This is a genomic window from Pseudomonas sp. HS-18 (assembly GCF_020401845.1).
Taxonomy (GTDB): Bacteria; Pseudomonadota; Gammaproteobacteria; order Pseudomonadales; family Pseudomonadaceae; genus Pseudomonas; species Pseudomonas nitroreducens.
Map to the genome: position 1 here is coordinate 634,772 of NZ_CP084413.1, position 12,125 is coordinate 646,896.

The 12,125-nt window shown below is 64.5% G+C and carries 16 protein-coding genes; 14 read left to right on the forward strand and 2 right to left on the reverse strand.

The genetic code is table 11. The features are described 5' to 3' along the window. The first annotated feature begins 112 nt into the window (after positions 1-112). Positions 113-1,606: an anthranilate synthase component I gene (gene trpE / locus LDJ84_RS02940; protein ID WP_226045884.1), complete on the forward strand. Its 1,494-nt coding sequence runs from the start codon at positions 113-115 to the stop codon at positions 1,604-1,606. Between the two features lie 173 nt (positions 1,607-1,779). Here the strand turns inward: trpE and LDJ84_RS02945 are convergent, their stop codons facing one another. Both LDJ84_RS02945 and LDJ84_RS02950 read right to left on the reverse strand, forming a co-directional pair. Continuing rightward, entirely contained in the window at positions 1,780-2,106 is a 327-nt protein-coding gene (locus tag LDJ84_RS02945; protein ID WP_024763591.1) for a pyocin activator PrtN family protein, read from the reverse strand. A 121-nt stretch (positions 2,107-2,227) separates the two neighbouring features. Further along, on the reverse strand, positions 2,228-2,998 hold the full coding sequence (locus tag LDJ84_RS02950; protein WP_024763590.1) for an XRE family transcriptional regulator: 771 nt from the start codon (positions 2,996-2,998) through the stop codon (positions 2,228-2,230). A 413-nt stretch (positions 2,999-3,411) separates the two neighbouring features. On the opposite strand from LDJ84_RS02950, the gene LDJ84_RS02955 reads away from it, so the two are divergent. The 13 genes from LDJ84_RS02955 (at position 3,412) to LDJ84_RS03015 (ending at position 11,986) form a co-directional block, all read left to right on the forward strand. Next, on the forward strand, positions 3,412-3,621 hold the full coding sequence (locus tag LDJ84_RS02955) for a TraR/DksA C4-type zinc finger protein (RefSeq protein ID WP_226045885.1): 210 nt from the start codon (positions 3,412-3,414) through the stop codon (positions 3,619-3,621). Between the two features lie 19 nt (positions 3,622-3,640). Further along, positions 3,641-4,000 carry a hypothetical protein gene (locus LDJ84_RS02960; protein WP_024763588.1) on the forward strand — a complete coding sequence of 120 codons (360 nt, stop codon included), beginning with the start codon at positions 3,641-3,643 and terminating at the stop codon, positions 3,998-4,000. Positions 4,001-4,081: 81 nt separating this feature from the next. Further along, positions 4,082-4,555, forward strand: a complete 474-nt coding sequence (locus LDJ84_RS02965; RefSeq protein WP_024763587.1) for a GNAT family N-acetyltransferase — start codon at positions 4,082-4,084, stop codon at positions 4,553-4,555. Positions 4,556-4,870: 315 nt separating this feature from the next. Next, positions 4,871-5,215 (forward strand): phage holin family protein, encoded by a 345-nt coding sequence (locus tag LDJ84_RS02970; protein ID WP_024763586.1) that lies wholly within the window; start codon positions 4,871-4,873, stop codon positions 5,213-5,215. Between the two features lie 17 nt (positions 5,216-5,232). Beyond that, entirely contained in the window at positions 5,233-5,763 is a 531-nt protein-coding gene (locus LDJ84_RS02975; protein WP_226045886.1) for a hypothetical protein, read from the forward strand. Beyond that, the gene (locus LDJ84_RS02980; RefSeq protein ID WP_024763584.1) at positions 5,760-6,323 is read left to right on the forward strand and encodes a phage baseplate assembly protein V; all 564 of its coding nucleotides are present in this window, start codon (positions 5,760-5,762) and stop codon (positions 6,321-6,323) included. The genes LDJ84_RS02975 and LDJ84_RS02980 overlap by 4 nt, the downstream gene beginning before the upstream one ends. Positions 6,324-6,432: 109 nt before the next feature. After that, a complete protein-coding gene (locus tag LDJ84_RS02985) occupies positions 6,433-6,759 on the forward strand; it encodes a GPW/gp25 family protein (protein WP_024763583.1) in 327 nt (108 codons plus the stop codon). After that, complete coding sequence (locus LDJ84_RS02990) at positions 6,756-7,646, forward strand: baseplate J/gp47 family protein (protein WP_169890112.1); 891 nt, start codon at positions 6,756-6,758, stop codon at positions 7,644-7,646. The genes LDJ84_RS02985 and LDJ84_RS02990 overlap by 4 nt, the downstream gene beginning before the upstream one ends. Then, positions 7,639-8,253: a phage tail protein I gene (locus tag LDJ84_RS02995; RefSeq protein WP_024763581.1), complete on the forward strand. Its 615-nt coding sequence runs from the start codon at positions 7,639-7,641 to the stop codon at positions 8,251-8,253. The genes LDJ84_RS02990 and LDJ84_RS02995 overlap by 8 nt, the downstream gene beginning before the upstream one ends. Continuing rightward, positions 8,244-9,794 (forward strand): phage tail protein, encoded by a 1,551-nt coding sequence (locus LDJ84_RS03000; RefSeq protein WP_226045887.1) that lies wholly within the window; start codon positions 8,244-8,246, stop codon positions 9,792-9,794. Before LDJ84_RS02995 ends, LDJ84_RS03000 begins: the two co-directional genes overlap by 10 nt. 162 nt (positions 9,795-9,956) lie before the next feature. Then, positions 9,957-11,117, forward strand: a complete 1,161-nt coding sequence (locus LDJ84_RS03005) for a phage tail sheath family protein (protein ID WP_226045888.1) — start codon at positions 9,957-9,959, stop codon at positions 11,115-11,117. Between the two features lie 12 nt (positions 11,118-11,129). Further along, complete coding sequence (locus LDJ84_RS03010) at positions 11,130-11,633, forward strand: phage major tail tube protein (RefSeq protein WP_024763578.1); 504 nt, start codon at positions 11,130-11,132, stop codon at positions 11,631-11,633. An 11-nt stretch (positions 11,634-11,644) separates the two neighbouring features. Then, positions 11,645-11,986 (forward strand): phage tail assembly protein, encoded by a 342-nt coding sequence (locus tag LDJ84_RS03015; RefSeq protein WP_024763577.1) that lies wholly within the window; start codon positions 11,645-11,647, stop codon positions 11,984-11,986. Positions 11,987-12,125: the final 139 nt, after the last annotated feature.

Below are 12,125 nucleotides of genomic sequence, written 5' to 3' on the forward strand. Positions count from 1 at the left end.
GCTTTCGAGATGCTCATTTACTGCGTGTAAACTCCGCTCTCTCAAGCGATTTCGCCTTGTTCCGCTCTAGCTCGCGAGATCCTAAACAGGCTCTTATTCCACGAGGCTGATCATGACCCGCGAAGAATTCCAGCGCCTGGCCGCCGAAGGCTACAACCGCATTCCTCTGACCTGCGAAACCCTTGCCGACTTCGACACACCGCTGTCGATCTACCTCAAGCTCGCCGACGGTCCGAACACCTACCTGCTCGAATCCGTGCAGGGCGGCGAGAAGTGGGGTCGCTACTCGATCATCGGCCTGCCCAGCCGCACCGTGCTGCGCGTCTACGGCCACCAGGCGAGCATCAAGGTCGACGGCGTCGAGACCGAGAGCTTCGAATGTGCCGACCCGCTGGCCTTCGTCGAAGCGTTCAAGGATCGCTACCGCGTGCCGACCATCGCCGGCCTGCCGCGCTTCAACGGCGGCCTGGTGGGTTACTTCGGCTATGACTGCGTGCGCTATGTCGAGCAGCGCCTGGCGCAGTGCCCGAATCCCGATCCGCTGAACAATCCGGACATCCTGCTGATGGTCTCCGACGCGGTGGTGGTGTTCGACAACCTCGCCGGCAAGATGCACCCGATCGTCCTCGCTGACCCGGCCCAGGCCGATGCCTACGACAAGGGCCTGGCGCAACTGGACGAGCTGCTGGAGCGCCTGCGCCAGCCGATCACTCCGCGCCGCGGCCTGGACTTCAGCGCCGTCAACGCCCCGGAGCCGCAATTCCGCGCCAGCTTCACCCGCGAGGACTACGAGCGGGCGGTGGATACCGTGAAGGAATACATCCTCGCCGGTGACTGCATGCAGGTCGTACCGTCGCAGCGCATGTCCATCGACTTCAGCGCTGCGCCCATCGACCTTTACCGCGCGCTGCGCTGCTTCAACCCGACGCCGTACATGTACTTCTTCAACTTCGGCGACTTCCATGTCGTCGGCAGCTCGCCGGAAGTCTTGGTGCGCGTCGAAGATGGCGAAGTCACCGTTCGCCCGATCGCCGGCACCCGCCCGCGTGGCGCGACCGAAGAGGCCGACCGCGCGCTGGAAGAAGACCTGCTGTCCGACGCCAAGGAAATCGCCGAGCACCTGATGCTCATCGACCTGGGCCGCAACGACGTCGGTCGCGTGTCGCAGACCGGCAGCGTGAAGGTCACCGAGCAGATGGTGATCGAGCGCTACTCCAACGTCATGCATATCGTGTCCAACGTGAACGGCCAGCTCAAGCCGGAGCTCTCGGCAATGGACGCCCTGCGCGCCATCCTGCCGGCCGGCACCCTGTCCGGCGCACCGAAAATCCGCGCCATGGAAATCATCGACGAGCTGGAGCCGGTCAAGCGTGGCGTCTACGGCGGCGCCGTGGGCTATCTCGCGTGGAACGGCAACATGGATACCGCCATCGCCATTCGCACCGCGGTGATCAAGAACGGCGAACTCCACGTGCAGGCCGGCGGCGGTATCGTCGCCGACTCGGTGCCGGCGGCAGAGTGGGAAGAAACCATCAACAAGCGCCGCGCCATGTTCCGCGCCGTCGCGCTGGCCGAGCACACTGCCAAGGCGCATGGTCGCGATTGAGTTGCTGATTGACTGAAAAAGCCCCGCTTCGGCGGGGCTTTTACTTTTGTGATTGCCGCTTGCCTAAGTGACTTACTGTCGACTCCAGACTGCCACTCTCCCTTGAGGAGAGGGCTGATCCCCGCGCCGAAGCGCCCTAATGGCACAGCAGATGATGCATCGCACGCTGGGACTTAACCTGCCTGCCGCGCCTCCACCACCTGCAAGCCCGCCTTGCGCTGGGCCAACGCGGCATCGGCCTTCTGCGAGCGCTCTTCCACATAAGCCGCCAGATGATCCACCGCGACGTACTGCATCGCCTTGTGGCTGTCATCCAGCGTGGTCACCGGCAGGGCGATGCGCCCGCAGGACAATGCCTTGCTGAAATTCTCCCGGTTCAGGTTGCGGAACCAGCGCTCGCGCACCTGCTCCAGCGGCACCAGGACGTCCCCGAAGATCTGATAGACCAGGCTCACCGTCTCCGGGCGCGGGGCGGGGCGAATATCGGTGGTCGACTGCATGGGACTCTCCTGTTCCGATGGTGGTGGCGACAGGAGAAAATATAGCAAAGGTTGTATTTATTTTCAATCGCCGCGCAGAGAAAACCCCGCCGAAGCGGGGTTCATGACCGGCAGGCGACGCTCAGCGAACCAGGGTCGGTGCGCGGCGATGGCGTACCGTCGACCACCAGAACACCCAGCCGATCATGCGGATCTGCCCGCCGTCGAACTGCTCCGCCGGGTACTCCTCGTCAGGGTATTCATCGCGGTTGAAGCTGCGCAGGCGGATGCCGCCGCCAGGCAGGCGATAGACGAACTTCACCCGCAGCATACCCTCGTGTTCCAGGGCGTAGATCTCACCGTCGGTGATGTGCGTGGTGGCCGTGTCGATGCCGATGGTGGAGCCATCCATGATCAGCGGCTCCATGCTGTTGCCGGTGAGCTGGGCGCAGATCGCCGCCGCCGGGTCGACCCCCGCAGCGCGCAAGGTGGCGTACGAGAAACGCAGCTTGCGCCCCTCTATCTCGCGCACCGCGGTGCGGCCGGCGCCAGCCGCCAGTTCCACTTCCTTGTACAGGCGTAGTTCCACTTCGTCCTCGTCCAACGGTGTGTCGCTATCCCATGGGTGCAGCGGTTCCAGCCGCAGCGGGCTGCCATCGGCCGGGCGCACTACCGGCGCGCTGGTGGTGGCCGCCGGCGAGCCTTCTCCGGTCGCCAGCCAGGTCGGCGAGACGCCCAGGGCGCTGGCGATCTCGATCAGCTTGCGCGTGCTCTGCGCCTTGCCCGAGGTCAGCTTGTGGATGGTGTTCTGCGAAACCCCGGCGGCTTCGGCCAGGGTTTCCTGTTTCAGGTTACGCGAGGCCATCGCCTGTTTGAGGCGGTCTGCCAGCGTCGATGAGGGTGAGTTTTCCATGGGGGCACTCTACCTCCTGGGTTGTAGGCTGTAAATAGCTTTGGTGTTGACTAAATATAGCCATGGTTGTAATCATAAAGCCAGCAGCCGACCGAAGCGATGAATACCGGTTCGGCTGAAGGGAGGCGAACGGCTTCCCCCTCTCCGCGGCAAGGGCGCCGCGGGTTGCCTGCGAAGCGCGATGCGCCGGGCAGGCTGGAGGGCGCGGGCAGGCCAGGGAGGTGCTGCCCGCGCACCGGCAAGGGACGCCGCCACGATGGTCAGGCGTCCGCGACGAACAGATCGCGACTGACCACCACAGGCCGACCGAAGGCTCGGCGACCACGGAGGGCAGGTCGCCAGGAGGACCTTCATGAATCAACACCTGCAACACGCCAGGCATTGCGCACCCGCCGTCGATACGGAGGTGCGTCGTGGCTGATATCGCTGACTACGCCAACGATCTGGTGCTCGACCGGATCGAAGACCTGCTGCACAGCCGCCGTTCCCGCCTGGCGGTCAGCTCCTCCGAGTATTGCGAAGACTGCGGCGACGATATTCCACCCGCACGTCGACTGGCCGCGCCGGGCTGTACGCGCTGCATCGACTGCCAGGCAATGGACGAACTGGAGCGGCGGCACTGAGCCGCCAGGGAGCAATGCCGTGATCAAGCCAATCGATGAAATGCTCAAGCTCTGGGCCGAGGAAATGCACAATCCGGGTAGCGCCGGCGGTGGTTACGCGGGGGGCAACCTGCTGGCGATGATGATTGCCAACAGGGGCGAAATGATCCGCGGTACCCGGGGCAGCAAGGTGATCCTCGATCGCGTCGCCGAACTGGACCTGATCATCAACCAGTTGCCGGACGAGCAGAAGGACGTCGTCACCGAGCACTACCTCAACCGCGACAGCGAAGCCGCACAGAAGTACCGGCACTGCCGCTGCAGCCGCAACACCTTCTACCTGCGCCTGCATGTGGCGCACCAGAGCATCCAGTCGCGGCTGATGCGCCGCGCTGCCTGAATCCTTCCTGCCCTTCCGAAGCCCGGCCCTGCGCCGGGCTTCGTGCTTTTCCTGGGGTGCCTTGAGCTATGCTCGCGCCCCATGAAAACGCCTATTCTTCTCCGCCGCGCTGAACCGTCCGACACCGATGCCATCCTGCGCATCCTCGGCGAAACCTATGAAGCCACCTGGAAGCCCGCGCTCAGTGCCCAAGCCATCGCGCGCTTCGAGTCTTCCGCACATACCGTCGCCTATGTGCGCGAGCGCCTGCCGCATTTCCAGGTCGCCTGCATCGATGGCGAGATCGTCGGCCTGCTCGATTGGCGCGACGACTTCATCGATGCCCTGCACGTCTCACCCGGCCAGCAGCGCCGTGGCATTGGTGCTGTGTTGCTGGATCACGCGGAGCGGAATATCCGCGCAGCAGGTTTCGCCCGGGCCCGGCTGGAGACCGACACCTTCAACCAGCAGGCGCGCGCTTTCTATGGCAAGCAGGGCTATGCGGAGGTCGATTTCTACCCGGATGAGGAGTGGCACAGCGGCTTTACCACCGTGCTGATGAGCAAGGTGCTCTGAAATTTCAGACGCTGGATTTCGGCGTTTCGGCAGCACATTACGGTGTGTCATCTGCGTATTGCAGCGCATTCCCTAAGAAGCCTTGTTCCGGCGGGAATCGGGGGGTAAAAAGTAGTCATTCTTGTAAAGGTGCGTCCCCAGGGAGCACAACGCGAAACCCCGAAAAGCCCGGTCTCAGCGCCGGGCTTTTTCATGCCCGCGTTTTTTGAACCGCCGATTCGGCGGGCGGCCGGCGAGCTTGCCGGCAGTGATCCCCGGCCGGCTGATAGCCGCCGGTTTCGCCCGTTCGCGGGCGTCTTTATCCAAGGTGAGCCAATGGGCAACGAACCTCAGACCCTGGCCGACGTGCCTTTGTGGGGGCTGATCCTGCTTGCGGTTGCGGGCGGCATCAGCGGTGAAATGTGGCGCGCCGACAAGGCGGGCCTGGGCGGCTGGCGATTGCTGCGACGCCTGGCGCTGCGTTCCGGCGCTTCCATCGTCTGCGGCATGGCGGTGATGTTCCTGGCCATGGCCTGCGGCGCCTCGCTGACCCTCGCTGCGGCCATCGGCAGCCTGACCGCGGCGGCCGGTGCGGAGATCGCCGTCGGCCTTTATGAACGCTGGGCGGCGAAGCGCCTGGGCGTCTGCGAACTGCCGCCGAGCGAACGCGGACAAGAGTGATGCTTCAAGGAGACGACATGTCCGAACAACCTTTGACCCTCGCCCTGCTGCTCGACACGGTGGAGCAGGCGCTATCCACGCGACTGACCGAGATCGGCGCCTTTCTGCGTGGCCCACTCAAGCAAGCGCCGGCGACACTTCCTGCGCTGGCGCTGGAGTACGCCGGCCTGCTACCCGGCCGTGATCCCGGCAATGGGCAGACCGCACTGGTCTGCCGACTCCAGGCGCGCATTCTGGTAGCAAGGGATGACGCGCAAGCCGAGGCCTTTGCACTGCGCAACGTCGCCGCGCTGGCCATGCTATTGCGCGCCCAGAACTGGGGGCTGGAACTGGAGCCGGTCAGCTTCATCCAGGCCCAGCCGGACAGCGAAAGTCCTGCGCTGGCGACGTGCCGGGCGTGGCTGGTCGAGTGGCAGCAACCGGTATTGCTCGGTGAAACGGAATGGCCGTGGGAAGACCAGCCGCCGGGCAGCCTGGTGCTGGGGTTCGAACCCGAGACCGGTCCCGGCCATGAGGACGACTACTTCGATCCTGGAGCGCTGCAATGAACCAGGACTACGTGAGTGCCGAGCACGACCGCATGCTGGCTGCGCTGGTCATGCCATGCGAGGTGGTAGCGGTGGACCTGGCGGCGGCGCGGGTACGCGTGCGGTCCGGCGAGTGGACCAGCGCCTGGGTGCGCTGGCACGCACAGGCCGCTGGTGCCGCTCGGCACTGGCGCGCGCCGAGCCTGGGCGAGCAGGGCGTATTGCTGAGCCCGTCAGGCATGGCCGCGATGGGCACCTTCGTGCCCGGCTTGTTCGGGGCGGCAGCGGCTGCACCGAACAATCGCGGTGAGGTGGAGAGCTGGCATTTCCCCGATGGCGCGGTGCTGAGCTACGACTGGCAGGCACATCGCTACGACCTGCAACTGCCTGCCGGCAGTGCAACGGTGAAGGTCGGTGGCACCCAGGTGGTGATCGATCCGGGTGCGGTGACCGTCTCTGCCGCGAGCATCCAGCTGACCGGGCCGGTGAACATCAAGGGCGCGCTGACGGTGAACGGCAATATCAGCAGCACCGGCTCGATCATGGACACCGCCGGCAACAGCAATCACCACACCCACTGACGACAGTCGATCATCAACCCGGGCCCGCCATGTGCGGGCCTTTGCATTTCTGGAGACCTGCCATGGGCAAAGAATCCTGTGCGCACCCTGAGTGGCGGAGGGCGCGGCCATGATCGGCATGGATCGGCGCAACGGTCAGCCGCTCAGTGGGCTGGCACACCTGAAACAATCCATCGAGGACATCCTCGGTACGCCGCTGGGCAGTCGACGCATGCGCCCCGAGTACGGCAGTCGCCTGCGGCGCATGGTCGACCTGCCGGTGACCGAGGGCTGGAAGGGCGCGGTGCAGGCGGAAGTGGCCCGCGCCATCGGCCGCTGGGAGCCGCGCCTGCGCCTGAGTTCCGTGCAGGTGACGGCGGTGATGGGCGGCCGCGTTTCGCTGCGCTTGCGCGGCATCTATCTGGGGGACGAAGTCGGTCTGGAGGTGGCGGCATGAGCCTCATCGACCTGTCCCAGTTGCCCGCCCCGGAAGTGGTGGAAAACCTCGACTACGAGAGCCTCTATGACGAGCTGCTGGCGGATTTCCGCGGTGCCATGGGGGAGGCCTGGAGCGCCGCGCTGGAGTCCGATCCGGTGGTCAAGCTGCTGGAGTTGGCGGCCTACCGGGAGCTGCTGCTGCGCGCCCGGATCAACGACGCCGCCCGTGCCGTGATGCTCGGCTACGCGACCCAGGGCGACCTCGATCAACTGGCCGCCGGTTACAACGTCAAGCGCCTGGTGATCCAGCAGGCGGACGCCACCACCTCGCCGCCGACACCGGCCGTGCTGGAGGGCGACGACTCGCTGCGCAACCGCACCCAGTTGGCCTTCGATCAGCTTTCGGTGGCCGGCCCGCGCAACGCCTATGTGGCCTTCGCGCTCGGCGCCGACGGGCGTATCGCCGATGTCTCGGCGGTCAGCCCGCAGCCGTGCGAAGCACTGGTCAGCGTGCTGTCTTCCGAGGGCAACGGCGCTGCCTCGGAAGAGCTGCTCCAGGCGGTGCGCACGGCTCTGAACGATGAGGATGTGCGCCCGGTAGGCGACCGCCTCACGGTGCAGTCCGCCGCCATCGTGCCTTACCAGGTCGATGCCGTGCTCTACATCTACCCGGGGCCGGAGGCCGAGCTGATCCAGCAGGCTGCCGAGGCTTCGCTGCAGAGCTACATCGCTACCCAGCGCCGCATCGGCCGGGATATCCGTCGTAGCGCGCTGTTTGCCGCCCTGCATGTGGAAGGCGTGCAGCGTGTCGAACTGGCGAAGCCGGCAGCCGACGTGGTGCTCGACTCCACCCAGGCGGCCTATTGCAGCGGCTACCAGATCCGCGTCGGTGGCTCCGATGAGTAGCCGCCTGCTGCCGATCAACTCGACGCCGCTGGAGCGTGCGCTGGCCGATGTGCAGGTCGGCGACCTGCCGGTGCCGCTGCGCGAGCTGATGGACCCGCAACGCTGCCCGGTCGCGCTGCTGCCGTATCTCGCCTGGGCCTGGTCGGTGGATCGCTGGGATCCGGCCTGGAACGAGGCGGTGAAGCGCAAGGCGGTGGCCGCTGCGTTCCGCATCCATCAGCACAAGGGAACCATCGCCGCGCTCCGGCGGGTGATCGAGCCGCTGGGTTACCTGATCGAGATCATCGAGTGGTGGCAGGGCTCGCCCATGGGCGAGCCGGGCACCTTCCGCCTGCGCATCGGCGTACTCGACAGCGGTATCAGCGAAGAAATGTACCAGGAGGTGGAGCGTCTGATCGAGGACGCCAAGCCGCTCACGCGGCACCTCATCGGGCTGGATATCAGCCTGGAATCCCAGGGGCGGATCACCGTCGGCTCCGGGCAATACGACGGCGACATCGTCACCGTCTACCCCTACCTCCCGGATGTGATCGAAGCGATCGGCAGCCACGGCTTGCCGGGCCGGGAGCACACCATCGATAGCTTGAGTGTCTACCCATGGCAGTAACCTACTACGCACTACTCACCACGATCGGTGCCGGCAAGCTGGCGAATGCCACTGCGCTGGGCACCTCCCTGAAAATCACCCAGCTCGCCGTCGGCGACGGCGGCGGCAACGTACCGACGCCCGATGCCAGCCGCACGACTCTGGTCAACGAAGTCCGTCGTGCGCCGCTGAACCGGCTGAGTGTCGACCCGGCGAACAGCTCGCAGATCATCGCCGAACAGGTCATCCCCGAGGACGTGGGTGGCTGGTGGATCCGCGAGATGGGCCTGTACGACGAAGCCGGCGCGCTGATCGCCTACGCCAACTGCGCGCCCTCCTATAAACCGCAACTGGCCGAAGGCAGCGGCCGCACCCAGACCGTGCGCATCGTACTGATCGTCAGCAACGCCGCGTCGGTGGAGCTGAAGATCGATCCGAGTGTGGTGTTGGCGACGCGGGAGTATGTGGATAATTCCATTGTCACGGCGCTGAATCGGTTGGACTACAAGCAGTCCGTGCGGGCGGCCACTACCGCGAGTATTACGCTGAGCGGATTGCAGACGGTGGATGGCATCGCGCTGGCAGTCGGTGACCGAGTGTTGGTGAAGAACCAGAGCAATGCAGCCGACAATGGTATCTATGTCGTTGTCGTCGGAACCTGGAAACGAGCGACGGATGCTGACGACATCAGTGAAGTGACGCCCGGCCTTACAGTGACGGTGGAGAGCGGTGTCGCACAGGCTGACAGCGTTTGGCAGTTGGTGAGCGATGGCGTCATTGTACTTGGCACTACTGCGCTGACGTTTCAGAACATTACCAACGGGTTGGCTCGGCTGGCTTCACCTGTATTTACGGGCAATCCATCGGCACCGACACCACCCCAGTTCGATAAAGACACCAGCCTCTCGACAACTGAGTTCGTGCAGCGTGCGATTGGCAACTATTCCAATCAGGTTAGTGTCAACACGACCCGCGTCCTGACGCTTGATTTGGCTGGCCAAATTATCAACTGCGGAAACACTATCAGTGTAACTCTGCCAATTGGCACCTCCGAGGCGGTAGGGGCTACGTTCCAGATCAATAATGCGGGTAATGGGGTCGTGACTGTGCAGGCATCTGCCGGACAGAGTTTGTACGGCGTAGGTAACGGTACGGCCCGCACGTTCGTCCTGGGCGGCGGTGACACTATTACAGTTGCTTATGTCGGCGGGACCTCCTGGTATGCGTGGGGCGGTATACAGCTTGGTAGCTCTGCAGCCTTCGGATCGCTTCTTCAAGCCAACGGCTATCAGAAGCTCCCCAGCGGCCTGATCGTTCAGTGGGGCAATGCTGCAATTGCCCAAGGGGCATCGTCTGGCAACTTCCCATTCACACTCCCGTTTCCCTCCACCTGTTTCCAGGTTATCGCGTGTGATGCAGGAAACAGCTGTATTCCGGTAGGAGCGTCCCCCATAACCAACTCCCAGTTCGTCGTCTACAGAGCAGGCAAGGTGTATATGAACTCGGGAGACTTGGTTGTGCCAGGAATTGTGACTTTCCGTTGGTTCGCAGTGGGCATCTAGTTACAGGTCTCACCGGAGCGTTGTCTTCATTGATCCAATCTTGGCGCGATGAGGACTCACAAAATCATCCATTACTTGTTCGAAAAACCGCCCTCACCTTCGTTGAATGGGCAAACCACCCAACCGCCTCCCGGCGGTTTTTTTATGTCTGGAGAAAACCCTATGAGCTTCTTTCACGGCGTCACCGTGACCAATGTCGACGTCGGTGCGCGCACCATTGCGCTGCCGTCGTCCTCGATCATCGGCCTGGTGGATACCTTCACCCCCGATGCCAAGCTGACTGCCCAGGCGGACATGCCCGTGCTGCTCACCAACCTGCGTGAAGCGGCCGCCGCCTTCGGTACCGCATCGGCCATCTACAAGTCCTGCACCGCCATCTTCACCCAGTCCGCCGCGGTGGTCGTGGCGGTGGGCGTGGCGAAAGTCGAGGATGCCGCACAGCTGACTTCCGCGATCATCGGCAGCGTCACCGAAGCCGGCCAGCGTACCGGCCTGCAGGCGCTGCTCGATGGCAAGTCGCGCTTCAACGCCCAGCCGCGCCTGCTGATCGCGCCGAAGCATTCCGCCACCCAGGCGGTCGGCACCGCCATGGGCGCGCTGGCCGAGAAGCTGCGCGCCATCGCCATCGTCGACGGCCCCAACACCACCGACGAGGCGGCGATCGCCTACGCCGAAGAGTTCGGCAGCAAGCGCATCTACCTGGTCGATCCGGGCGTGCAGTACTGGGACACCGCCAGCAGCGCCACCGTTGACGCACCGGCATCCGCCAACGCCGCCGCGCTGTTCGCCTGGACCGACAGCCAGTACGGCTTCTGGTCCTCGCCGTCGAACAAGGAACTGCTCGGCATCACCGGCACCGGCCGCCCCATCGAGTTCCTCGACGGCGACGAGACCTGCCGCGCCAACCTGCTCAACAACGCCAACATCACCACCATCATCCGCGACGACGGCTACCGCCTGTGGGGCAACCGCACCCTCTCCAGCGACGCCAAGTGGGCCTTCGTGACCCGCGTGCGGACCATGGACATGGTGATGGACGCGATCCTCGCCGGGCACAAGTGGGCGGTCGACCGCGGCATCACCAAGACCTACGTGAAGGACGTCACCGAGGGCCTGCAGGCCTTCATGCGCGACCTGAAGAACCAGGGCGCGGTGATCGACTTCGAGGTCTATGCCGACCCGGAACTCAACACCGCCAGCCAACTGGCCCAGGGCAAGGTGTACTGGAACATCCGCTTCACCGATGTACCGCCTGCCGAGAACCCCAACTTCCGCGTCGAGGTGACCGATCAGTGGCTCACCGAAGTCCTGGACGCAGCTTAAGGAGAACCCCAGATGATTCCGCAGATCCTCACCAACACCAACCTCTTCGTCGACGGCGTCAGCTTTGCCGGTGACGTGCCCTCCCTGACCCTGCCGACCCTCAAGGTGAAGACCCAGGAGTACCGTGCCGGAGGCATGGACGCTCCGGTCCTGCTCGACGTCGGCCTGGAGGCCATGGAGGCAAAGTTCACCACCAACGGAGCGCGCCGCGAGGCCATGAAGTTTTTCGGCCTGAGCGACCAGGGAGCATTCAACGGCACCTTCCGCGGCTCCTTCAAGACCCAGAAGGGCGGCACCGTTCCGGTGGTCGCCACCGTCCGAGGCCTGCTCAAGGAGATCAACCCGGGCGACTGGAAAGCCGGCGACCTGGCCGCCTGTACCTACAGCGTGGCGGTCACCTACTACAAGCTGGAAGTCGAGGGCCGCGAGATGTTCGAGATCGACCCGGCCAACTCGGTGCGCAAGATCGACGGCGTCGACCAGCTCGCCGCCATGCGTAACGACCTGGGCGTCTGAGGAGAGCCGTGATGCAAGACTCTGTCAAACAGCCCGCGTGGCTGAGCCTTTCCGAGGACGCGGCGGTGGTGAAGCTGTCCCGTCCGACCTCCTGCAACGGCGTCGATGTGGACGTCCTCACCCTGCGTGCGCCGACCGTGCGTGACATCCGCCTGGCCAGCAAGGTGGCCAGTGATGACGAGGAGCGCGAGCTGCAACTGTTCGCCTCGCTGGTGCAGGTCAGCCGTCAGGACCTGGAGGGGCTCAAGCTCAGCGATTACCAGCGCCTGCAACACGCCTACTTTCGCCTGGTGCGAGAGGACGACGATGAGCTTCGCGCTGATGCGCCAGCTGGCGCGGCGACTGGCGACTGAGTCGGGCTTCACGGCCGGCGAACTGGAGTGCATGACCCTCAGCGACCTGCGTTGGTGGCTGGGGGACGAGGCGGGCTAGTTCGCCCTCGCGGAGCGTCGGGTGACCGGCGCTCCCTTGTCGTTGAAGTGACGAATGTCG